The 21,624-nt window shown below is 71.0% G+C and carries 17 protein-coding genes; 7 read left to right on the top strand and 10 right to left on the bottom strand.

Going from position 1 to position 21,624, the window contains the following annotated elements:
- Positions 1-15: 15 nt before the first annotated feature.
- Together O9Y01_RS05315 and O9Y01_RS05320 are read right to left on the bottom strand one after the other, a co-directional pair.
- Positions 16-1,302, bottom strand: a complete 1,287-nt coding sequence (locus O9Y01_RS05315; protein WP_269630449.1) for a sensor histidine kinase — start codon at positions 1,300-1,302, stop codon at positions 16-18.
- Positions 1,292-2,626: a sigma-54-dependent transcriptional regulator gene (locus O9Y01_RS05320; RefSeq protein ID WP_269630450.1), complete on the bottom strand. Its 1,335-nt coding sequence runs from the start codon at positions 2,624-2,626 to the stop codon at positions 1,292-1,294. The genes O9Y01_RS05315 and O9Y01_RS05320 overlap by 11 nt, the downstream gene beginning before the upstream one ends.
- 159 nt (positions 2,627-2,785) lie before the next feature.
- Here O9Y01_RS05320 and O9Y01_RS05325 point away from each other — a divergent pair, with 159 nt between their 5' ends.
- The 3 genes from O9Y01_RS05325 to O9Y01_RS05335 are packed head-to-tail and all read left to right on the top strand — an operon-like array spanning position 2,786 to position 7,226.
- On the top strand, positions 2,786-4,105 hold the full coding sequence (locus O9Y01_RS05325) for an efflux RND transporter periplasmic adaptor subunit (protein WP_269630451.1): 1,320 nt from the start codon (positions 2,786-2,788) through the stop codon (positions 4,103-4,105).
- Between the two features lie 15 nt (positions 4,106-4,120).
- Entirely contained in the window at positions 4,121-4,798 is a 678-nt protein-coding gene (locus O9Y01_RS05330) for an ABC transporter ATP-binding protein (protein ID WP_269630452.1), read from the top strand.
- 10 nt (positions 4,799-4,808) lie between these two features.
- Entirely contained in the window at positions 4,809-7,226 is a 2,418-nt protein-coding gene (locus O9Y01_RS05335; protein ID WP_269630453.1) for an FtsX-like permease family protein, read from the top strand.
- 18 nt (positions 7,227-7,244) lie between these two features.
- On the opposite strand, the gene O9Y01_RS05340 is transcribed toward O9Y01_RS05335, so the two are convergent.
- Complete coding sequence (locus O9Y01_RS05340) at positions 7,245-7,631, bottom strand: MerR family transcriptional regulator (RefSeq protein ID WP_269630553.1); 387 nt, start codon at positions 7,629-7,631, stop codon at positions 7,245-7,247.
- Positions 7,632-7,771: 140 nt separating this feature from the next.
- Between O9Y01_RS05340 and O9Y01_RS05345 the strand changes: the two genes are divergently transcribed.
- Complete coding sequence (locus O9Y01_RS05345) at positions 7,772-8,845, top strand: MBL fold metallo-hydrolase (protein ID WP_269630454.1); 1,074 nt, start codon at positions 7,772-7,774, stop codon at positions 8,843-8,845.
- A gap of 324 nt (positions 8,846-9,169) precedes the next feature.
- Here O9Y01_RS05345 and O9Y01_RS05350 read toward each other — a convergent pair whose 3' ends face one another.
- The 7 genes from O9Y01_RS05350 to O9Y01_RS05380 all read right to left on the bottom strand — a co-directional run bounded on the left by O9Y01_RS05350 (position 9,170) and on the right by O9Y01_RS05380 (position 17,233).
- Complete coding sequence (locus O9Y01_RS05350; RefSeq protein WP_269630455.1) at positions 9,170-10,120, bottom strand: M48 family metallopeptidase; 951 nt, start codon at positions 10,118-10,120, stop codon at positions 9,170-9,172.
- A 43-nt stretch (positions 10,121-10,163) separates the two neighbouring features.
- The gene (locus tag O9Y01_RS05355; RefSeq protein ID WP_442952709.1) at positions 10,164-10,934 is read right to left on the bottom strand and encodes a lysophospholipid acyltransferase family protein; all 771 of its coding nucleotides are present in this window, start codon (positions 10,932-10,934) and stop codon (positions 10,164-10,166) included.
- The gene (gene gmhB / locus O9Y01_RS05360; RefSeq protein WP_269630456.1) at positions 10,931-11,581 is read right to left on the bottom strand and encodes a D-glycero-beta-D-manno-heptose 1,7-bisphosphate 7-phosphatase; all 651 of its coding nucleotides are present in this window, start codon (positions 11,579-11,581) and stop codon (positions 10,931-10,933) included. The genes O9Y01_RS05355 and gmhB overlap by 4 nt, the downstream gene beginning before the upstream one ends.
- 10 nt (positions 11,582-11,591) lie before the next feature.
- A complete protein-coding gene (gene glyS, locus O9Y01_RS05365; RefSeq protein WP_269630457.1) occupies positions 11,592-13,736 on the bottom strand; it encodes a glycine--tRNA ligase subunit beta in 2,145 nt (714 codons plus the stop codon).
- 5 nt (positions 13,737-13,741) lie between these two features.
- Positions 13,742-14,698 carry a glycine--tRNA ligase subunit alpha gene (gene glyQ / locus O9Y01_RS05370; protein WP_269630458.1) on the bottom strand — a complete coding sequence of 319 codons (957 nt, stop codon included), beginning with the start codon at positions 14,696-14,698 and terminating at the stop codon, positions 13,742-13,744.
- Between the two features lie 106 nt (positions 14,699-14,804).
- Entirely contained in the window at positions 14,805-16,325 is a 1,521-nt protein-coding gene (gene lnt / locus O9Y01_RS05375; RefSeq protein WP_269630459.1) for an apolipoprotein N-acyltransferase, read from the bottom strand.
- A complete protein-coding gene (locus O9Y01_RS05380) occupies positions 16,322-17,233 on the bottom strand; it encodes an HlyC/CorC family transporter (protein WP_442952710.1) in 912 nt (303 codons plus the stop codon). The genes lnt and O9Y01_RS05380 overlap by 4 nt, the downstream gene beginning before the upstream one ends.
- 138 nt (positions 17,234-17,371) lie before the next feature.
- Here O9Y01_RS05380 and O9Y01_RS05385 point away from each other — a divergent pair, with 138 nt between their 5' ends.
- The 3 genes from O9Y01_RS05385 to O9Y01_RS05395 all read left to right on the top strand — a co-directional run bounded on the left by O9Y01_RS05385 (position 17,372) and on the right by O9Y01_RS05395 (position 21,208).
- Positions 17,372-18,430 carry a CobW family GTP-binding protein gene (locus O9Y01_RS05385; RefSeq protein WP_269630460.1) on the top strand — a complete coding sequence of 353 codons (1,059 nt, stop codon included), beginning with the start codon at positions 17,372-17,374 and terminating at the stop codon, positions 18,428-18,430.
- Positions 18,431-18,684: 254 nt separating this feature from the next.
- Positions 18,685-19,377 carry an RNA polymerase-binding protein DksA gene (gene dksA, locus O9Y01_RS05390; RefSeq protein ID WP_269630461.1) on the top strand — a complete coding sequence of 231 codons (693 nt, stop codon included), beginning with the start codon at positions 18,685-18,687 and terminating at the stop codon, positions 19,375-19,377.
- A 52-nt stretch (positions 19,378-19,429) separates the two neighbouring features.
- The gene (locus tag O9Y01_RS05395; protein WP_269630462.1) at positions 19,430-21,208 is read left to right on the top strand and encodes an STAS domain-containing protein; all 1,779 of its coding nucleotides are present in this window, start codon (positions 19,430-19,432) and stop codon (positions 21,206-21,208) included.
- Positions 21,209-21,624 lie beyond the last annotated feature (416 nt).

Consider the following 21,624-nt stretch of genomic DNA (forward strand, 5'->3'; position numbering starts at 1 on the left):
TCGCCAGCCGCCGCTTCAGAAGCTCAGCACGAAGCAGGCCCCGCCCTCCGCGCGGCGCTGCAGGCGCACGCTGCCGCCCATGCCGTGCACCAGCTGGCGCACCACCGCCAGGCCGATGCCGCGCGCGCCGCTGCCGGGCTCGCGCTCGCGGGTGCTGAAGAAGGGCAGGAAAATGTCCCGCTCCAGGCCGGGCGGCACGCCAGGGCCGTTGTCCCGTACCTCCAGGCTCAGCCGCCCGCCGCGGCCCAGCCGCGCCTGCACCCAGGCCTGGGGCTGCGCCAGCGCCTGCGTGGCCTGCTCGGCATTGCGCAGCAGGTTCAGCAGGGCCTGCTCCAGCTGGCCCGCGTCCGCCTGCAGCAGCAGGCCCGGTGAGTCGAGCTCGAAGTGCAGCGCCCCGCCGCGGGCCTGCCAGCGCGCGGACTGCAGCGCGGCCAGGCGCTCGAACAGGGCCTGCAGGGGCACGGGCTCCAGGCGGGGCGCCGGCCAGTCGCTGATGTGGCGGTAGTCGGCCACGAAGCGGGACAGGGCCTCGGCACGGCGCGCGATGGCCTCCAGCGCCACGGCCAGGTCGGCGGCGTCCTCGCCAACCGGCGCGCCCGCCTCCGCCTGCAGCTCCTGCGCGCTGCGCGCCAGCGAGGCGATGGGGGTCAGCGAGTTCATGATCTCGTGCGTCAGCACCTGCACCAGCTGGCGCCAGGCGCGCAGGGTCTCGGCCTCCAGCGCCGACTCCAGCGGCAGCAGGGCCAGCAGCCAGCCCGGCCGGCCTTCGCGCACCCAGGGCCGCGAGGCCAGCAGGCAGCGCTCCTCACCGCGTTCGGCGTCCACGCGCAGCCAGCTGCGCTGGCGGCTGGCGGGCTCGGCCTGCTCGCGCAGCTGGTCCAGCAGGGCTGCCGCGTCGCGTGCACCGCCGGGCGCCAGCCAGCGCCGCGCAGCACCGTTCAGGGCCTCGGGCTGCCCGCCCTCCTGGCACAGCCACAGGGCGACGGGCGCCTGGTCCAGCAGGGACTCGCTCAGCGCTGCGGCGCGTTCGCGGTGCCGCAGGACAGCCTCGGCGCCCTCGCCGGCCCGGCCTCGCCGGCCCAGTACGCGGGCTTCACGCCACAGAGGCAAGACCTGACCCCACATGAGGGCCAGCACCAGCAGCAGGCCCAGCGCCGCCGCCACGCGGGCCCGCTGGCCGTCCACCCAACCCCACGCCCCGCCCCACGCCCAGGCGGCGGCCAGCGCCAGCGCGAGCAGGGGCAGCAGCCGCCAGGCGGTGCGGCGCATCAAGGCGTCGAGGTCCGGGCCTTCAGAGTCCATGCTTCTCCAGCCGGCGGTACAGCGCCGCGCGCGAAACGCCCAGGCGCCGCGCCGCCTCGCTGATATTGCCCTGGGCCTCGCGCAGGGCCTCGTCCAGGGCGGCGCGTTCGCGCTCGGCCAGGGTCAGGCCCGGGGCCGACGCAGGTGTGGCGGCCAGGGCCTGCAGCTGGAAATCGCCGGGCTCGAACTGCGGCCCCGGCGCCAGGATCACGGCGCGCTCGCAGGCCTGGCGCAGGTCGCGCACATTGCCAGGCCAGTCATGCGCCTGCAGAGCCTGCAGGGCCGCCGCCGCCAGCGGCCGGGGCGCGCGGCCGTGCTCGGCGGCATAGCGGGCCAGGAAATGCGTGGCGAGCTGCGGGATGTCCTCGCGCCGCGCGCGCAGCGGCGGCACACGCAGCACGATGGTGTTGAGGCGGTACAGCAGGTCGGGGCGGAAGCGCTGGGGGTCGAAGAGCGCCGTCTCGTCCAGATTGGTCGCGCTGATGATGCGGGCCTGCAGCGGCAGGGGCGCATCGGCACCCAGCGGCGTGAACTCGCGCCGCTCCAGCACCGCCAGCAGGCGGGCCTGGCCGGCCATGGAGAGGTTGCCGATCTCGTCCAGCAGCAGGGTGCCGCCGGCCGCCGACAGGAAGCGGCCCGGGCGGTCCTGGCGAGCGTCGGTGTAGCTGCCACGGCGGTGGCCGAAGAGCTCGCTCTCCAGCAGGGTGTCGGGCAGGGAACCGAGATCCACCGCCAGCAGAGGCCCGCCGCTGCGCTTCGAGCGCGCATGCAGCTCGCGCGCCACCAGCTCCTTGCCCGCGCCCATCTCGCCCAGCACCAGCACGTGGGCGTCCGTGGCGGCCACGGCGGCGATCAGGCGACGCAGCTCCTGCATGGGCGGCGACTGGCCAAGCAAGGCGCTGGCCGGCTCATCGTCCAGCGCCTCGGCGGCCGGCTGGCGCAGGGCCAGGGCGGCGGCCACCGCGGCCAGCAGGCGCGGGTGGTCCCAGGGCTTGGTGATGAAGTCCAGCGCGCCCGCCTTGAGGGCCTGCACCGCCAGCTCCACGCCCGCATGGGCCGTCATCACGATCACCTGGGGCGCGCCGGGACGCTGGCGCAGCTGCTGCAGCAGGGTCAGGCCTTGCGCGCCGTCACTGTGGCCGGGCAGGAAGTTCATGTCCAGCAGCAGCAGGTCCGGCCGCCATTGCGCCAGCGCCGCGTCCAGCTCGGCCGGGCGCTGCAGGCAGCGCACCTCGCCGAAGCGGCGCTGCAGCAGCAGGCGCGCGGCCACGCCGACGTCGGGGTCGTCGTCGAGCACGAGCAGGCGGGCCGGGTTCTTCAGCATGGGCGCGACCATACCAGCCCGGCCGGCGAGGCGGCCAGCCCGTGTCCGGATCCGGACAGGGCCTGGCCCCGGCTGTGCCGCGGCCGGACAGGCCCGGTGCTGCCGGCCCCCTCGGCACGGGGCTCGCGCCGCTGGCATGCGGCTTGCGTTGTCCGGCGCATGACTGTCCCACCGACCCTTCATCTGCAGGCGCTGTCCGGCGCCGGCATGGACCGCGCCCTGCCGCCCAGCCACTGGAAGCGCTGGCGCCGTGCCGCCTGGCTGCTGCTGCCCGCCAGCGCCGCCCTGGCCTGGGCGCTGGCGCCGGAGGGCTTGCGCGTGCCGGCCGAGGGTCTGCAGCTGGCGACCGTGCAGCAGGGCCCCTTCCGCGATGACATCGCCCTGCGCGCCCAGGTGCAGCCGCAGCACCAGCTGATGATCGACGCCACCGAGGGCGGGCGCGTCGAGGCTGTGCTCGTGAGGGATGGCCAGGCCGTGAGCGCGGGGCAGCCGCTGGTGCAGCTGTCCAGCCCGCAGCGGGAGCAGGAGGTGCTGGCGCGCACGGCCGAGGTGGCGCAGCAGCTGGCCAATCTCTCGACCCTGCGCGCCGCGCAGGCCGGCGCACAGGCGCAGTGGCGGCGCGAGCTGGCCCAGCGGCGCCACGAGCTGGCCCTGGCCGGCGAGGAGGCCGAGCGCCAGCAGGTGCTGGCGGCGCAGGGATTTGTCTCGCCCCTGGCAGAGCGCAACGCGCGCCGCCAGGCCGAGCTGCAACGCCAGCTGCTGCTGCAGGCCGAGCAGGACAGCCAGGCCGAGCTGCAGGTGCGGGCCCAGACCGTCAGCGAGATGGAGCGTGCGGTGCAGGGCCTCTCCGCCGGCCTCACCCTGGTCCGCCAGGCCGCGGAGCGCCTGACGGTGCGTGCGCCGGCCGATGGCCAGCTCAGCGGCTTCAGCCTGCAGCCGGGGAGCGTGATCCGCGCCGGGGAGCGCCTGGGCCGCATCGACGACCTCCGCAGCTGGCTGCTGAGCGCCGAGGTCGACGAGTTCTACGACGCCCGCATCCAGCCCGGCCTGACCGGGCAGCTGCTGCAGGGAGGCAAGACCTGGCCCCTGCTGCTGCGCGAGCGCCAGGCCACCGTGCAGCAGGGCCGCTTCAAGGTGGAGCTGGCCTTTGCCGGCAATGCGCCCGAGGGCCTGCGGCCAGGTCAGGGCTTCGAGCTCAGCCTGCGCCTGGGCGCACCGGCGCAGGCGCTCTGGCTGCCTACCGGTGCCTATCTGGCCGACGGCGGCGGTGCCAGCGTCTATGTGCTGGACCCCGACGGCCGCCATGCTCGCCGCCGCCCCGTGCAGCTGGGCCGGCGCAGCAGCGCACAGGTGGAGGTACTGGGGGGACTGCGCGCCGGCGAGCAGGTGCTGGTGGGCCCCACCGCCGCCTACGAGGGCCATGCCGTGCTGCGCCTGGCCGGCCCCGCCACGGGCGGCACGCCGCAGCCATTACATTGATCCACGGAGACCGCGATGATCCATTTGAAATCCCTCAGCAAGCACCACCGCAGCGGCGACATCGAGACCACGGCACTGGACCGCGTCGACCTGCAGATCGAGGCCGGCGAGTACCTGGCGATCACCGGCCCCTCGGGCTGCGGCAAGACCACGCTGCTGTCCCTGCTGGGCCTGCTGGACCGCCCCAGCGCCGGCGAGTACTGGTTCGAGGGCCGCGAGCTCTCGCGCTGCACGGAGCGCGAGCTGGCGGGCCTGCGCCGGGGCCAGATCGGCTTCGTGTTCCAGAGCTTCAACCTGATCGACGAGCTCAGCGTCGAGGAGAACGTGGGCCTGGCCCTGGACCACGCCGGCCTGCCCCGGCGCGAGCAGCGCCAGCGCGTGGCCGCGGTGCTGGACCGCCTGGGCCTGGCCCACCGCGCCGGGCACAGGCCCTCGCAGCTCTCGGGGGGGCAGCAGCAGCGCGTGGCCATCGCCCGGGCCATCGTGCGGCGCCCCAGCCTGCTGCTGGCCGATGAGCCCACCGGCAACCTGGACAGCGCCCAGGGCCAGGAGGTCATGCGCCTGCTGCGCGAGCTCAACGAGGAGGGCACGACGCTGGTGATGGTCACCCACTCCTCCGCCCATGCCGCCCTGGCCCCGCGCAGCGTGCGCCTGCTGGACGGCCGCGTGCTGGTCGACGCCCTGGCGGCCTGAGGAGTCACGCATGAGCTTCCTCGACCTCCGCGTGGCGCGGCGCCAGATGGCGGCCGCCCCCCTGCACACCCTGGCCAGCCTGGGCGGCCTGGCGCTGGCGCTGGCGGCCTGCCTGCTGCTGGCCACCCTGATTGCCGAGCGCCTGCTGCCGGACCGGCTGCTGCAGGACCCCGACCGCATCGTGCTGATCGATTTCAAGGGCAATATGCCCGGCCGCCAGGAGGACTGGTTCCTGCGCACGCCCTTTGCCTTCCATGACGCCCTGCAGCAGGCGCATGCCCCGCTGACGGACCTGGGCCGCTACACCGAGGTCCGCCGCACCCTGCGGCTCAACGAGCGCGGCCCGCTCGACGAAGGCCGCGAGGTACGGGTCGCCGCCATGGACCCCGCCCTGGCCCGGCTCTTCGCGCTGCGCTCGGTGCAGGGCGACGCGCTGGCGGCGCTGTCGCGGCCGGACCGCGTCGCCGTCACGGAAGCCTTTGCCCGCCGCAGCTTTGGCCGCGCCGAGGTGCTGGATCAGCCGGTGAGCCTGGGCCGGCACACGCTCACCATCGGTGCGGTGGTGGCCTCGCCTTCGCCGCGGCATCCGGTGCAGGCGGAGCTGATGGTCAATTTCGACAGTCCGGCCGCGGGCCTGAGCCAGGAGCTCAAGACCGCCTGGTTCTTCATGAACGGCCAGGTCTGGGGCCGGCTCGCGCCCGGCGCCAGCGCGGCGCAGGTCGGAACGCTGGCGCAGTCCCTGCTGGACCGCAGCCCGGTGATCGCCCAGCTGCCGCCGGACTGGGTGGCCGACGGGCGCAAGGCCGCCTTCATGCGCGCCCTGCCGCTGAGCGAACGGGCCTTCGAGGGCCGTGTCGGCCAGACGCAGCGGCAGGTGCTGACAGCCCTGATGGGGGCCGCTGTGCTGCTGTGCGTGCTGGCCCTGGTCAATGCCGTCAACCTGGGCGGCGTGCGCATGCTGCAGCGCCAGCGCGAGATCGCCATCCGCAAGAGCCTGGGCGCCAGCCCGGCCTCGCTGCTGGGCCTGAGCCTGGCCGAGGCCGGCCTGCAGGCCCTGCTGGCGGGTGGCCTGGGGCTGCTGCTGGCCTGGCTGCTGGCGCCGTGGATGGCCGATGCGCTGGAGCTGCCGGTGCCGGAGATCGCCTCCTGGCCGGGCCTGCTGCTATGCGGCGGCCTGGTCGGACTGAGCACCCTGGCCATCGCCGCCTACCCCGCCTGGCTGACCTGGCGGCTGCGCAGCGCCGAGGCCCTGCAGGGTCGCCTGGCCGGCGAGGGCCGCTCGGGCCCCTGGCTGCGCCGGCTGTTCGGCGGCCTGCAGTTCGGCAGCGCCCTGCTGGTCCTGGCCCTGTCCCTCACGGTCTGGGGCCAGAACCACCACGTCCTGGGGCGCGAGCTGGGCTACCAGCCAGAGGGGCTGCTGGCCCTGACCCTGCCGGCCGGCACCACCCGGACGCAGCAGCAAGCCCTGCGCCAGTCCCTGACCCAGCTGCCTGGCGTCCAGGGCACGGCCTGGACGGAATGGATCCTGGGTTCCGGTCGCGAGGTGCAGGAAGCCCTGCTGGAGCGCCCGCCCCAGCAGGCCGCGGTGCGCGTCCAGCCGGTCGATGCGGACTTCTTCGAGCTCTACCAGGTGCGGCCGCTGGCAGGCCGCCTTGAGCCCGCCTCGACGGCCGAGCAGCGCCTGGTGATCGACAGCCTGGCCGCGCAGGCCCTGGGCTGGGCGGCGCCACAGGACGCCATCGGGCAGCGGGTCCAGGAACAGGCCCGCGGCCTGGGCCAGCTGCCGCAGTACAGCCGCGTCGTGGCCGTGGTCCCTCACCTGGCGTTGGAGAACACGCGGGAGGCGCGCCTGCCTCAAGCCTTCCGCCTGCAGGCACCGCCGGAGCAGGCGGGTGAGCGCGAGGCCGGCGTGCTCAGCATCCGCACGGGGGCGCCCCTGGACGAGGCCTCGCTGAAAGCCGTCTGGTCGCGCCACTTTCCCCAGCAGCCTCTGCCGCTGGAGCGCCTCGCCGACACCCTCATGGAGCCCTACACGCAGGACCTGCGCCTGGGCCGCCTGGTGGCGCTGTGCGCCGTGCTGGCCCTGGCCATCGCGGGCTTCGGCATCTACGCGCTGTCGGCCCATCTGGTGCAGCGCCATGCCCGCGAGATCGTGCTGCGCAAGCTGCATGGCGCCGGCCCCTGGCAGGCCCTGGGCCGGCTGGGCCGGGAGATGGCCCTGCTGCTGCTGGCCGGCTCGACGCTCGGCGTGCCCCTGTCCTGGATGCTGGGCCAGCTCTACCTGGGCGGCTTTGCCGACCGCGCGGCCCTGGGCGCATGGCCGCAGGTGCTGGCCCTCGCCGGCCTGCTGGCGGTGGCGGCGCTGGCCTGCCTGCGTCATGCCCGGCAGGCGATGGCCCTGAAGCCCATCGCCGCCCTGCGCGGCTGACAACGGGCCGCCGAGCGCTCAGCGCTGTGCCAGCAGGGCGCGGCAGCGCTCCTCGTGCTGGCTGATCTCCTCCAGCGTCACCTCGATGTCCTCCAGCTGCTGCTCCAGCTGGCGGCGGTGCTGGGCCAGCACTTCGAGAAAGGCCTTGAGCTGGGGGGCGGTGTCGGCGCCGGCGGCGTCGTACATGTCCACCAGCTGCTTGATCTCCTGCAGCGAAAGGCCCAGGCGCTTGCCGCGCAGGGTCAGCTTGAGGCGCGTGCGGTCGCGGTGGGTGTAGACGCGGTTGCGGCCCTCGCGAGCGGGGCTCAGCAGGCCCATGTCCTCGTAGAAGCGGATGGCGCGGGGGGTGATGTCGAACTCCGCCGCCAGCTCGGTGATGGTGAACAGGCGGGAGCCGCTGTCCATGGAGGCATCCGCGGCGGCATCGGCCGCGTCCTCGGTCCCCGCGAGGGCTTTTGCTGGGGAACTCAGGTCGGACGAGGGGCTCATGGCTACACTGCGCTGAATGACGTTTACGTTAACGTTAGTCTAAGCCCTTGCAGTCCATGGCCAATCCACGCGAATCCGAGCTGAGCTATCCCTGGGGCGAGTCCCTCCCTGAATCCGGCGGTCTGCTGCCGCTGGAGCCGGGCCTGGCCTGGGTGCGCATGGGCCTGCCCTTTGCGCTGGACCACATCAACCTCTGGCTGCTGCGCGACGAGATCGACGGCCGCCGCGGCTGGACCCTGGTGGACTGCGGCGTGGCCAATGACGCCACGCGCGGCCTGTGGGAGCAGGTGCTGAGCGAGGGCCTGCAGGGCGAGCCCCTGCTGCGGGTGCTGGTCACGCATTTCCACCCCGACCACCTGGGCCTGGCCGCCTGGCTCACCGAGCGCTTCAGCACGCCCGAGCAGCCCTGCCGCCTGTGGATGAGCGCGCCGGACTACCACCTCGCCCGCATCGCCAGCAGCTCCACCGTGGGCATGGGCGGCGAGGCGGCAGCGGCCTTCTTCGCCAGCCACGGCCTGACCGACCCCGAAGCCCAGGCCAAGATCCGCGGCCGGGCCAGCTACTACCCCAGCATGGTGCCGGCCGTGCCTGCCAGCTACCGGCGCCTGATGCCTGGCCAGACGGTGACGATCGGCGGCGCGCGCTGGCGCTGCATCGGCGGCTACGGCCATGCGCCGGAGCACCTGAGCTTCTTCCGCGAGGACGGCCCGCCGGTGCTGATCTCGGGCGACATGCTGCTGCCGCGCATCTCCACCAACGTCAGCGTGGTGGATGTGGAGCCGGAGGCCAATCCCCTGCAGCTCTATCTGGATTCGCTGGCGACCCTGCTGGACCTGCCACCCGACACCCTGGTGCTGCCCTCGCATGGCCGCCCCTTCCGCGGCGTGCAGGCGCGCGTGGCCCAGCTGCAGGAGCATCACCAGGAGCGCCTGGACGAGGTGCTGCAGGCCTGCACGGAGCGCCCCTGCCATGCGGCGGAGCTGCTGCCCCTGCTCTTCAAGCGCCCGCTGGACCTGCACCAGACCACCTTCGCGATGGGCGAGTCCATTGCCCATCTCAACGCCCTGTGGCTGCAGGGCCGGCTGCGGCGCGAGCGCGGCAGCGACGGCGTGCTGCGCTTCAGCGCCTGAGCCGCGCCCGCAAGACCTGCCCCCAGAAAAGAAAAACCGCCGACGCTTGCGCGCCGGCGGAGTCCTTTTTGTTGTCGATCGGGCCGGGCGGAACCCTGGCTCGAAGACCCTTTGCTGATCCCAGTCGAATCAGCTGGGATCCCCTGAACACAGCCCGGGCAGAGCGGCCGCGATGGTGGCGGGTCCTGACTCTGCTGGTGGCAGCCCTGTTCCTCTCAGGGCTGCCGGGACCGTGTCGTGATGACAGCTTGTAGACCAGAGTGTGCGTTTGGCGGTCCAGCGGCGCCTATCCTCCTTAAGGGGGAGATCGGTATCGGGCCGGTATCACTCGCTGAAATCGGGCAGGGCAGCACGGCGCAATTGCTGCCGAGCCTGCTCGTAATCGGGCAGCACGGCGCCCACCACGGCCCAGAAGCGCGGGCTGTGGTTCATCTCGTGCAGATGGGCCAGCTCATGCACCACGACGTAGTCGATGGTGGCGGGCTCGAAATGGATCAGCCGCCAGTTGAGGCGCACCGAGCCGTCGATGCTGGCACTGCCCCAGCGGGTCTGGGCCGAGGACAGGCGCAGGCGGCTGATGCGCACGCCCATCTGGGCCGCGAAATGCGCACAGCGCTGGGTGAAGAGGCTGCGCGCCTGGGCCTGCAGCCAGCTCAGCACGGCGTCGCGGATCTGTGCCGGCGCGGCCTCCTGGGGCAGGCCCAGGTAGAGGGTCTGGCGCGGCACGCTGGCCAGGCTGGGCTGGGGATCTGCCAGGCCGGAATCCAGGCGGGCCTTGAGCGGCAGGCGGGCGGCCGAAGGGTCCAGCACGATGATGAGATCCTGACCCAGATAGGGCACCACGCAGCCGTCGGCCCAGCGGATCTGGGCGGCCGCCAGGCGCTCGCTGCGGTCCTGCTGCTCCTGCAGCTTGCGCAGGATCCAGCCTGCCTTGTGCTGCAGGGCGCGTTCGATCTCGCCCACGGGCACCCACTTGGGCGCGCTGACCCGCAGGCCGGCCTCGCTGATGGTGAAGCCGATGCTGCGGCGCCGCGCCCGGCGCAGCTCATAGGCGACCTGCGCCGTGCCCAGTTGCACGCTGCGTGCGGGCGCGGTGGGGATGGCGGGCGCAGGAGGCGGGGACTGCAAGGGCGAAGGCGGCATGCTGGAGCGGCGCGGCGGCCTGCGCACGGGCGGCGCCGGCTCCTGGGGCGCCGACGCTGAAGGCGGCTCAGGCTCCCGCTCGAACAGCGAGAGCTGGACGTACTGAAAGAGGCCAGCCAGGCGATGCAGCATGGCCGCCAAGTTTACGGGCGGAACGCCGGCCCGGCGAGTGCCATCAGGGCGCCGGGGTCGGGTCTTGATAGGCCTCGGGATCCAGGCGGCGCATCTCCGACTCGATCCAGTCCTCGACCTGCTTCATCAGTTCGACAGGCTCGCGTCCCACCGAGGGGATGGGCTGGCCGATGGAGATGTCCACCACGCCGGGGCGCAGCAGGAAGCTCTTGCGCGGCCAGCAGCGGGCCGAGGTGGCGGCGATGGGCACGACCGGCACGCCGGTGGCCACGGCCAGGCGGGTGCCGCCGCTCTTGTACTCGCCCTTCTGGCCACGGGCGATGCGGGTGCCCTCGGGGAACATGATCACCCAGTTGCCCAGCTCGGCCATGCGCTTGCCCTGCTTGAGCACCTTGGCCCAGGCCTCGGAGCGGCGACCGCGGTCGATGTGGATCATGTCCATGGCTGCCATGGCCCAGCCGAAGAAGGGCACGTAGAGCAGCTCGCGCTTGAACACATAGGCCATGGGGTGGGTCATGATGGCCGGGTAGGCGAAGGTCTCCCAGGTGCTCTGGTGCTTGGACAGCAGGATCACCGCGCTGCGGCGGTCGGCACGGCTGGGCAGGTGCTCCATGCCCTGCACGCGGTACTTCACGCCGCAGATCACCTTGGCGCCCCAGATGGCCAGTGCCAGCCAGCGCGCGCAGGTCCAGTAGACCTTGTCACCCCGCACGAACAGGGACAGCAGGACCGCGAACAGGGCCCAGGGGATGACGGTGACGATCAGGAAGAGGACAAAGATCAGCGAGCGGATCGCCGACAGCAGCAGGCTCAATTCAAGTCTCCGGGGACGGTGTTGGGGGACAGCTGCTCACCGCGGGCATCGGCCCGCGCGCGCCGTTCTTCTTGGATCAGGTGATCGGCGAAGCTCGCCAGGGTGTCATGCAGCCGTGCGCCCGGCACCTGGGCCAGCTGGGTCTGGATCTGGCCTTCGTCAGCCAGGCCCAGGCGCTCGCCGCGCAGCAGGTGGGGGATGCAGCCGGCAGCCTGCGCCGTCTGCAGGTCCTTGAGGCTGGCGCCCACCATGTGCACCTGGGCCAGGTCCACATTGAAGCGCTCGGCGATCTGGGTCACCAGGCCCGGCAGGGGCTTGCGGCAGGTGCAGCCCTCATCGGGCGCATGGGGGCAGAAGAAGACGGCGTCCAGGCGGCCGCCCTTCTCCGCCAGCAGCTGGTTGAGGCGCAGGTGCACGGCGTTGAGCGAGGCCATGTCCAGCAGGCCGCGGCCGATGCCGGGCTGGTTGGTGGCCATCACCGTGTGCCAGCCCGCATGGTTGAGCCGCGCCACCGCCTCCAGGGCCCCGGGCAGGGGCTCGAGCTCGTCGACCGACTTGACGTGGTCGTCGCGGAAGCGGTTGATCGTCCCGTCTCGCCCCAGGATGACGAGTTTCATGCTGTGGCTGTGGTCGGAACGGGCGGGCATGGCGTGCTCCTCAGGAAGCCAGACGGGAGAGGTCGGCCACGCGGTTCATGGCCCCGTGCAGGCGGTTCAGCAATGCCTGGCGGTTGGCGCGCAGGGCGGCATCCTCGGCATTGACCATCACGCCGTCGAAGAAGGCATCGACCGGGCCTTTCAGCGCGGCCAGGGCCTTCAGCGAGCCGGCGTAGTCGTGCTGCTCGAACAGGGTGTCGGCCTGCGGCTGGACCTCGGCCAGCGCGGCGGCCAGGGCCTGCTCGGCGGGCTCCGTCAGCAGGGCGGCGTCCACGGCCGTGGGCAGCTCACCCTCGATCTTCTTGAGGATGTTGCTGACGCGCTTGTTGGCGGCGGCCAGCGAGGCGGCCTCGGGCAACGCGGCGAAGGCGCGCACGGCCTCCAGGCGGCGGGGCACGTCGCCCAGGCGGCTGGGGTTCAGGGCCAGCACGGCGTCCACTTCCTGGGCGCTGTAGCCCTGGTCGCGCAGCGAGACGGCCACGCGGTCCGCGAAGAAGCCCAGCAGGGCCTCGCGCGGGTTGGTGATCAGCTCGCCAAAGGCCGGCACGGCGGTGTCGATCAGCGCGGGCAGATCCAGCGGCAGGTTCTTCTCGACCAGGATGCGGATCACACCCAGCGCATGGCGGCGCAGCGCGAAGGGGTCCTTGTCGCCCGTGGGCAGCTGACCGATGCCGAAGAGGCCCACCAGGGTCTCGAGCTTGTCGGCCAGGGCCAGCACGGTGCCGGTGTGGTTGCGCGGCAGGGCGTCGCCGGCGAAGCGCGGCTTGTAGTGGTCCTCGATGGCGATGGCCACGCCGTCACGCAGGCCCTCGTGGCGCGCGTAGTAGGCGCCCATGATGCCCTGCAGCTCGGGGAACTCGCCGACCATGTCGGTCAGCAGGTCCGCCTTGGCGAGCATCGCGGCCTGCTGCACCTTGCTGTCCAGCACCTCGAACTCGTCGCGGGCCTCGACCGTGTAAGGCACGGTGGCCATGCGCAGCATGTTGACGAGGCCGTGGGCGATGGCGCGCACGCGCTCGGCGCGGTCGCCCTGGCTGCCCAGCTTGCCGTGGTAGACCACCTTGGCAAGACCTGGCACCCGCTCGGCCAGGGTCTTCTTGCGGTCCTGGTCGTAGAAGAACTTGGCGTCCGACAGACGCGGGCGCACCACGCGCTCGTTGCCGCCGATCACCGCGCTGGCGTCGGCCGGGCGGATGTTGGAGACGACGAGGAACTTGTGCGTCAGCTTGCCCGCGGCATCCAGCAGCGGGAAGTACTTCTGATTGGCCTTCATCGTCAGGATGAGGCATTCCTGCGGCACGGCCAGGAACTCGGGCTCGAACTGGCAGGTGAGCACATTGGGGCGCTCGACCAGCGCGCAGACCTCGTCCAGCAGGGCCTCGTCCTCGATGGGCTTGAGGCCTTCCTTGGCCGCAGCAGCATTGAGCTGGGCCAGGATCTCGGCCCGGCGCTCGGTGAAGCTGGCAATGACGGCGCCCTGCTCGCGCAGTTGTTGGCCATAGCTGTCGGCGCTCTCGATGGACAGCCGCGGCTGCGCGGCCTCGAAGCGGTGGCCCAGCGTCTCGCGGCCGGACTGCAGGCCCAGCGTGGCCACGGGCACGACGGTCGAGCCATGCAGCGCAAGCAGGCCGTGGGCCGGGCGCACGAAGTTGACGCTGCTCCAGCCGTCGGCCAGCTGGTAGCTCATCACCTTGGGGATGGGCAGCTTGGCCAGGGCCTCGTCCAGGGCTTTCTGCAGGCCTTCGGCCAGGGTGGCGCCGGCGACCATGGAGTCCAGGAACAGCGCTTCGGCCTTGCCGTCCGGCAGGCGCTTGAGCTGGGGCACGACGCTGGCGTCGGCGCCCAGGCTGGCCAGCTTCTTCAGCAGGGCCGGCGTGGGCTGGCCATCGGCGGCCAGGGCCACGGCGACGGGCATGAGCTTTTGCTGGACGGCGCGGTCGGCGGCCTTGGCGGCCACGCCCGTCACGTGCACGGCCAGGCGGCGCGGCGAGGCGAAGGGCGTGACGGCGGCATCAGCGCCTGCCAGGCCCTGGGCCTTCAGGCTGTCCGCCAGCACGGTGGCGAAGGACTCGCCCAGCTTCTTGAGCGCCTTGGGCGGCAGCTCTTCGACAAACAGTTCGACGAGGAGGTTCTGCGGAGTGCTCATACGGTTCAGGCCGCCTTCTTTGCGTTCTTTTCAGCTTGCTTGGCGAGGTTCGCCAGCACTTCCTCGCTCCAGGCCTTGGGCGCCATGGGGAAGCCCAGGCGGGCCCGGCTGTCCACATAGGCCTGCGCCACGGCACGGGCCAGGTTGCGGATGCGGCCGATGTAGGCAGCGCGCTCCGTCACCGAGATCGCGCCGCGGGCGTCCAGCAGGTTGAAGGTGTGGCCGGCCTTGAGCAGCTGCTCGTAGGCCGGCAGCGCCAGCTGCTGCGTCATCAGGTGCTGGGACTGCTTCTCATGCGCGGCGAAGGCCTGCAGCAGGAAGTCGACGTCGCTGTGCTCGAAGTTGTAGGTCGACTGCTCGACCTCGTTCTGGTGGAAGACGTCCCCGTACTTGATGTCCGGGGCACCATTCTTGCCCTCGACATAGACCAGGTCGTACACCGACTCCTTGCCCTGCAGATACATGGCCAGGCGCTCCAGGCCGTAGGTGATCTCGCCGGTAATGGGCTTGCAGTCGATGCCGCCGACCTGCTGGAAGTAGGTGAACTGCGTCACCTCCATGCCATTGAGCCAGACCTCCCAGCCCAGGCCCCAGCAGCCGAGGGTGGGGTTCTCCCAGTCGTCCTCGACGAAGCGGACGTCGTTCTTCTTCAGGTCGAAGCCCAGGGCCTCCAGAGAGCCGAGGTACAGCTCCAGGATGTTGGCCGGTGCGGGCTTCAGGACCACCTGGAACTGGTAGTAGTGCTGCAGGCGGTTGGGGTTCTCGCCGTAGCGGCCGTCCTTGGGACGGCGGCTGGGCTGCACATACGCCGCATTCCAGGGCTCTGGGCCCAGGGCGCGCAGGAAGGTGGCGGTGTGGCTGGTGCCGGCGCCGACCTCCATGTCATAGGGCTGCAGCAGGGCGCAGCCTTGGGCGGACCAGTATTCCTGAAGTTTCAGAATGATTTGCTGGAAGCTCAGCATGGTGGTGTACGGCGGTAAGGCCCGTTTGCAGCCGCGACGGCGGCACGGGCGTTGAAGGAAGCGGCCCATTCTACGGGTGCCCATGGCGGGCACCGGCCGCGGTGGATCAAGCGCGCCGCGCAGGCCGGCGCAGAGCCAGCACGGCGGCAAGGGCCAGGACCCAGGCGGGCCACAGCCCCAGAGCGGCCAGCCAGCGCGCATAGGGCGTGGCGCCGGTCCGGCCCTGGACCTGCACCTCCAGCACGCCCGGCACCTCGGCGGGCAGGCGGGCGGTCACGCGGCCTTGGTGGTCGATGGCGGCGGTGGCGCCGGTGTTGGTGGAACGCACCAGGGGGCGCTGGAACTCCAGCGAGCGCATCTGCGAGAACTGCAGGTGCTGGTCCTGCACCATGCGCGGGCCGAACCAGGCCAGGTTGCTGACATTGGCCAGCACCGTGGCGGCCTCGGGGCCCACGAGGCTCTGGGCGAAGTCCTCGCCGAAGAGGTCCTCGTAGCAGATCAGGGGGCGGATGCGCTGCCCGCCCAGCACCAGGGCGCGCTGGTGCGTGCCCGTGGCCTGGTCGTCCAGGGGAATGCGCAGGGCCTGCACGAACCAGTGGAAGCCGGGCGGGATGAACTCGCCGAAGGGCAGCAGGTGGCGCTTGCCGTAGCTGTAGGCATTGCCATCCGGCTGGACCGGCGCGCCGACGGCCACCAGGGAGTTGATGAAGCCGGTCCTGTCGTCCCCCAGGAAGCTGCCCAGCAGCAGCGGGCGCTCCTTGCCGATGGCAGCGATGCGCTGCACCACCTCGGGCTCCAGGTAGGCCAGGGGCAGGGGCACGACGGATTCCGGCGTCAGCACCAGCTGGCCGCGGGCACTCTCGGCCTGCCTGAGCAGGGCATCGAGGTTGCGGTCCCAGAGCTCGCGATCGAATTTCTGGTCCTGGGCCACATCGGGCTGCAGGAGCGACAGGTGGATCTCGCCGCTGGCCTGGGTAAAGGAAGACGGCAGCAGGGCCGGCAGCCCGGCCAGCAGCAGCACCGCCACCAGCGGAGCCCAGGCCCGCGCCAGCGTCAGCGCCGCCAGGGCCGCTGCCAGGCCTGCCGCCAGGGCCGTGATGCCGTAGACGCCGATCCAGGGTGCCCAGCCCGCCAGCGGACCGACGGCATGCGCGTAGCCACTGGCGATCCAGGGAAAGCCGGTCAGCCATTGCGCCCGGGCCAGCTCGGCCATCAGCCACAGCGCCGCGAACAGGCCCACCCGGGCGGCCGCCCCGGGCCGACGCCAGCGGGCAAAGGCCCACAAGGAGCCAGCGTAGTAGAGGGAGAGAAAGGCCGCGAGCAGCAGCACCGCCGCGACGGCGAAAGGCGCCGCCAGATGGCCGTAGTCATGCAGGCTGATGTAGAGCCACCACAGGCCGCTGGCCAGCCAGCCCAGGCCGAAGAAGAAGCCGGCCCAGGCCGCGCGGCGCGGCGAAGCGTCCCAGGCCAGGGCCACCAGCAGGGCGAGGGCCAGGGGCTGCAGCCACCAGGCCTCGGTGGGGGCGAAGGCGGCCGTCTGCAGCGCGCCGGCCCCCACGGCCAGCAGCAGCACGGCGCCCGGCACCAGCCGCTCCGTCCAGCGGGCCAGGCGCGTCACAGGCCTCATGCAGCCGGCTCGGCCGGCGTCGCGGCGGGCAGCCGGGTGACCTTGAACCAGCGCACCGAACCGCCCCGCGTCAGCATCACGCTGAAGCTCAGGCCGCCCAGCTCCACCACCTCGCCGCGGCGCGGCACACGGCCGTGCTCGTGGGCCAGCAGGCCGCCGATGGTGTCGAAGTCCTCGCTGGCCAGGTGCAGGCCGAAGGCCTCGTTGACGGCTTCGATGTGGGTGTCGCCGGCGACGCGCTGGCTGCCGTCGGCCAGGGTGTAGATGCCGGCGTCACTGGCTTCGTCCACATCGAACTCGTCCTCGATTTCGCCGACGATCTCTTCCAGCACATCCTCGATGGTGATCAGGCCGGCCGTGTTGCCGAACTCGTCGATCACGATGGCCAGATGGCTGCGGTTCGCGCGGAAGTCGCGCAGCAGCTCGTTCAGGCCCTTGCTTTCCGGCACGAAGACGGCCGGTCGCAGCAGGGTGCGCAGATTGAGCTCGGGCGCCCGCTGCAGCTTGAGCAGGTCCTTGGCCATGAGGATGCCGATGATGTTGTCGCGCTGGCCCTCGTAGACCGGGAAGCGCGAGTGGCCGGTGCCGATCACCATGGCCAGCAGCTCGTCGTAGCTCGCATCGATGGAGAGCAGGTCCATGCGCGGCGCGGCCACCATGACGTCGCCCGCGCTGAGCTCGGCCATGCGCAGCACGCCTTCCAGCATCTGGCGCGACTCGGGGGCGATCAGGGCGCGCTCTTCGGCGTCCGCCAGGGTCTCGATCAGCTCGCGGGTGGAGTCCGGCCCGGGGTGGAGGAATTCCAGCAGGCGTTCGAGCAGATTTCTCTTGGCCGCGGGCGATTCCGCTCCGGGCCTCGTACCCCCACTCTTGGCATGGGGGTATCGACTAGGCTGTGGTTCAGACACAGGCACTCGTGTCGTAGTTGGGGGACGCAAAGAATAACCGATTGACTTTGACAGGGACTTGAAAGACAGTCGGCCGCCTCCATTTGTTGGGGCCTCTGTCTATTTTTCTCCGGGCGGCTGCCGTCGCCTGCGCCAGCCATGTCTCAAGGTAACTCCCCTGGTTTGATCCCCGCCACCATCCTCACCGGCTTCCTGGGCTCGGGCAAGACCACCCTGCTCAAGCGCGTGCTGTCGGAGGCCCATGGGCAGAAGATCGCCGTGATCGAGAACGAGTTCGGCGAGGAGAACATCGACAACGACATCCTGCTCACCGAGACCAAGGAGCAGATCATCCAGATGAGCAACGGCTGCGTCTGCTGCACCATCCGCGAGGACCTGCGCACGACGCTGTCGGACCTGGCGGCCAAGCGCCGCAAGGGCGAGGTCGAGTTCGACCGGGTGGTCATCGAGACCACCGGCCTGGCCGACCCCGGCCCTGTCGCCCAGACCTTCTTCATGGACGACGAGATCGCCGAGAGCTACCTGCTGGACTCCGTCCTGACCCTGGTGGACGCCAAGCATGCCGAGGAGCAGCTCAACACCCGCCAGGAGGCGCGCCGCCAGATCGGCTTCGCGGACCAGATCTTCCTGTCCAAGACCGACCTCTGCGACCCGGCCGCCGTGGACGCCCTGGCCCACCGCATCAAGCACATGAACCCGCGCGCACCGCAGCAGCGCGTGCATTTCGGCGAGGTGGAGCTGGCCCGCGTCTTCGACCTGCGCGGCTTCAATCTGAATGCCAAGCTGGAGATCGACCCTGACTTCCTCAAGGCCGACGACCACGACCACCACCATCATCACCATGATCACGACCATGAGCATGGCGAGCACTGCGACCATCCGCACCACCACGCCCATGACGATGACGTGAAGTCCTTCGTCTACCGCGCCGAGAAGCCCTTCAACCCGGCCAAGCTGGAAGAGTTCCTGGGCGCCATCGTGCAGGTCTACGGTCCCAAGATGCTGCGCTACAAGGGCGTGCTCTACATGAAGGGCACCGACAAGAAGGTGATCTTCCAGGGCGTGCACCAGCTGATGGGCTCGGATCTGGGCCCGCGCTGGATGCCCGGCGAGAAGAAGCAGAGCAAGATGGTCTTCATTGGCATCGACCTGCCCAAGGAGATCCTGCTGCAGGGACTGGAAGGCTGTCTCGCCTAGTGACACACTCTGTCAGTTGGGTGCCACTCCCTATGGCTACAATCCGCGGCGCCCAAAACTGACAGAAGCGCTGGCTCAGGGGATGACCTCCCGTCACCCCCTGGCACCGGCCCTGATCCCCCAGGGGATCGCCCTGCCCCACAAAGGCAGGACAGCAGGATTGGCAAAAGTTTGGCGAAGCTGGTCCCCAGAACTGGTCCCGTTGGCGAAGTGCCCTTTGAAGCAGGTATAAACACCCTGCGAGGAGACTGAAAGTGAGCAAGACCCAGGCCCCGAAATCCACCGCTGCCCCGGCTCCGGCCGCTGCGCGGTCGGCACCCAAGGCCAGCAAATCTGCCGCCAAGGCCAGTGCCGCCCCTTCCGGCGATGCCGACACCGTGGTGACGGAGGCTCCGGCCGCCGCCAGCCGCTTTGCCGATCGCTTCGCCCCCCCCAAGCCGCCTGCGCGGTCCTCGAGTAGTCCCTTGATTGAAACGCCCCGCCCTGCCGTGAAAGCCGACCCCAAGCTCGCGAACGCCTGGAAATCCAAGCCTGGCAACGAACTGACCGACGCCGAAGTCCTGGCCATGCCGGACAGCGAGTACATGAATGACAAGCAGATTGAGTTCTTCCGCGCCAAGCTGAACGAACTCAAGGAGAGCCTGCTCTCCAATGCCGGCGAAACCACCGAGCATCTGCGCGAAGACACCTCCATCGTCCCCGATCCGGCCGACCGCGCCACCATCGAGGAAGAGCACGCCCTGGAACTGCGCACCCGTGACCGCGAGCGCAAGCTGCTGAAGAAGATCATGCAGTCGCTGCAGCGCCTGGACAGCGGCGAGTACGGCTATTGCGACGAGACCGGCGAGCCCATCGGCCTCGGCCGCCTGATCGCCCGCCCGACGGCCACGCTGTCGCTGGAAGCCCAGCAGCGCCGCGAGCTGAAACAGAAGATGTTCGGCGACTGAGTCGCCGCGACCCGCCCTTGCCGGCCCCCCGTCCCAGCCCATCAGGAACCGCATGACCGACCCCAAGGACAGCGAGAGCTTCTTCCGCAAGGTCGCGCGCTTTGTCGCCAACCCGACCACCGACTGGGCTGAGATCAATTCGCGCCAGGACGACCCGCAGGCCGACGCCGCCAAGGCCGAGCTGCGGGCCATGGTGGAGCGCAAGCGGCGCAATGACTTCGTCCGCAAGCGCGAGCTGGACATGCTGCGCCGCATCCGCCGCGAGGGCCTCTCGCCCGAGCAGCTGGCCGCCCTGGGCGCCTCCTCGTCACGCATGGACGAGGTTGAGCGCATGAACAGCGACATGGGCCAGCGGGTGGACCTGCAGGTCAAGGCCAAGATCGACGAGATCGAGCAGCAGATGGTGGGCGAGAGCTTCGCCCGTGCGCCCTCGCCGCCCTCTTCCGGCTTCTTCGAGACCAGCACCCGGGCGGCGGCCTTCGCGCCGACCATGCCCGCAGTCCCCAACACCGAGATTCCCAGAGGCGGCGCCGCCCCTGCGGCCGCCTCGCCCGCGCCCACCTCGGCCGCACCGGCGCCTGGCCGCGAGCGGCCCAGCAATACGCCGGTCCCCGCGGCCGCCGTGGTCGACACCAAGCTCCCGCCGCCCGCCGAGGGCGCGCCCAGCGAGCTGCCCGAGCTGATGCCCATGAACCCGGGCCTCAGCTTCCGCATGACGGAGAGCGCGGCCATCGAGGTGAACGAGGTCGTGCACGACGCCGAGCTGGACGAAGCCGTGATCGCCTTCGCCAACGCGGACAACGAAAGCTGCGAGCGCAGCCTCACGGAGCTCACCCAACCCGGCGGCAGCCGCAATCTGCATGCCGAGACCTGGCTGGTGCTCTTCGACTTCTACCGCGCCACCGGCCAGCAGAGCAAGTTCGAGGCCCTGGCGCTGGAGTACGCGCAGCAGTTCGGGCTGTCGGCGCCGCAGTGGTTCTCCATGCCCAAGATGGTGGCCGAGCAGCAGCGCAAGGTGCGCCCGCCCAAGGGCAGCCCCGGCGCCGTCTGCTGGTCCGCCCCGGCCTACCTCGACGCCGAGGCCGTGCAGCAGATGCGCTCGCGCTGCGAGTCCTCGCCCATGCCCTGGGTGCTGGACTGGAAGGACCTCCAGCAACTGGACACCGAAGGCTGCGCCAAGCTGCAGTCCGTGTTCAAGGACTGGTCCAAGCAGGCGCTGGACATCCGCTGGCTGGCCGGCGACCAGTTCCTGCAGGTGATCAAGGACATGGCGCCCGTGGGCGTCCGCGATGTCGATCCGGCCCTCTGGATGCTGCGCATGGAAGCGCTGCGCCTGGTCAACCGGCCAGACCAGTTCGACGAAGCTGCCATCGACTACTGCGTCACCTACGAGGTCTCGCCGCCGTCCTGGGAGAAGGCCAAGTGCCTGGTGCGGGTCAGCGGCAACAGCCTGTCCACGCAGGGCCCCACCTCCACCACGCAGCAGCAGGCCCTGGACGCGCAGAGCACCTTCCTCGAGACCAGCCTGGGCGAACAGACCAAGCTGGGCCAGGCCGTGCAGCTGGAGCTCAGCGGCCAACTGCATGGCGACATCAGCGAGACGCTCAATCTGATGAGCAGCGAGCTGGGCGCGGCCTCATTGATCGAGGTGTCCTGCCCGGCCCTGATCCGCCTGGACTTCCTGGCCGCCGGCGACCTGCTCAACTGGGTGCTCAGCCGCCGCAGCGAGAACCGCAACGTCGTCTTCAAGGACACCCACCGCCTGGTGGCCCTGTTCTTCGGTGCGATGGGCATCAACGAGCACGCGCGGGTCAAAGTCAGAACGGTCTGATTGACCACCCCCTACGGCCTTCGGCCGCCCCCTCAAGGGGGCACGCCTGGCGGCCCGGCAAAGCCGGATCCGCAGGCGTCGTGCGGGGCGAGCACCGGCTGCGCCGAGTGCTCTTGGTTTGGAGCCGTGCAGGGGTAGGGGCCCTGGGGCTCTATCAGCACCGGCTGCGCCGAGTGCTCTTGGTTTGGATCTGTGCAGGGGCGTGGGCCCTGGGGCTCCATCAGCACCGGCTGCGCCGAGTGCTCTTGGTTTGGAGCCGTGCAGGGGTAGGGGCCCTGGGGGCTCTATCAGCACCGGCTGCGCCGAGTGCTCTTGGTTTGGAGCCGTGCAGGGGCGAGGAGGGCGCTTCGCACAGCGGGACTGGCTCCTGAGCCGGGATGCGCCGCCCTAGCCCTTCCTCTGCGCTCAGGCACTGA

The sequence above is a fragment of the Pelomonas sp. BJYL3 genome (assembly GCF_027257975.1).
Taxonomy (GTDB): Bacteria; Pseudomonadota; Gammaproteobacteria; order Burkholderiales; family Burkholderiaceae_C; genus Roseateles_B; species Roseateles_B flavus.

What these genes read in the sequence shown, in the direction of transcription:
- O9Y01_RS05350 (WP_269630455.1), bottom strand. Translation starts at nt 10,120, where the DNA reads ATGCTGCATCGCCTGGCTGGCCTCTTTCAGTACGTCCAGCTCTCGCTG.
- O9Y01_RS05320 (WP_269630450.1), bottom strand. Translation starts at nt 2,626, where the DNA reads ATGCTGAAGAACCCGGCCCGCCTGCTCGTGCTCGACGACGACCCCGAC.
- O9Y01_RS05395 (WP_269630462.1), top strand. Translation starts at nt 19,430, where the DNA reads ATGACCGACCCCAAGGACAGCGAGAGCTTCTTCCGCAAGGTCGCGCGC.
- O9Y01_RS05340 (WP_269630553.1), bottom strand. Translation starts at nt 7,631, where the DNA reads ATGGACAGCGGCTCCCGCCTGTTCACCATCACCGAGCTGGCGGCGGAG.
- O9Y01_RS05385 (WP_269630460.1), top strand. Translation starts at nt 17,372, where the DNA reads ATGTCTCAAGGTAACTCCCCTGGTTTGATCCCCGCCACCATCCTCACC.
- O9Y01_RS05325 (WP_269630451.1), top strand. Translation starts at nt 2,786, where the DNA reads ATGACTGTCCCACCGACCCTTCATCTGCAGGCGCTGTCCGGCGCCGGC.
- glyS (WP_269630457.1), bottom strand. Translation starts at nt 13,736, where the DNA reads ATGAGCACTCCGCAGAACCTCCTCGTCGAACTGTTTGTCGAAGAGCTG.
- O9Y01_RS05345 (WP_269630454.1), top strand. Translation starts at nt 7,772, where the DNA reads ATGGCCAATCCACGCGAATCCGAGCTGAGCTATCCCTGGGGCGAGTCC.
- glyQ (WP_269630458.1), bottom strand. Translation starts at nt 14,698, where the DNA reads ATGCTGAGCTTCCAGCAAATCATTCTGAAACTTCAGGAATACTGGTCC.
- O9Y01_RS05335 (WP_269630453.1), top strand. Translation starts at nt 4,809, where the DNA reads ATGAGCTTCCTCGACCTCCGCGTGGCGCGGCGCCAGATGGCGGCCGCC.
- O9Y01_RS05315 (WP_269630449.1), bottom strand. Translation starts at nt 1,302, where the DNA reads ATGGACTCTGAAGGCCCGGACCTCGACGCCTTGATGCGCCGCACCGCC.
- lnt (WP_269630459.1), bottom strand. Translation starts at nt 16,325, where the DNA reads ATGAGGCCTGTGACGCGCCTGGCCCGCTGGACGGAGCGGCTGGTGCCG.
- gmhB (WP_269630456.1), bottom strand. Translation starts at nt 11,581, where the DNA reads ATGCCCGCCCGTTCCGACCACAGCCACAGCATGAAACTCGTCATCCTG.
- O9Y01_RS05330 (WP_269630452.1), top strand. Translation starts at nt 4,121, where the DNA reads ATGATCCATTTGAAATCCCTCAGCAAGCACCACCGCAGCGGCGACATC.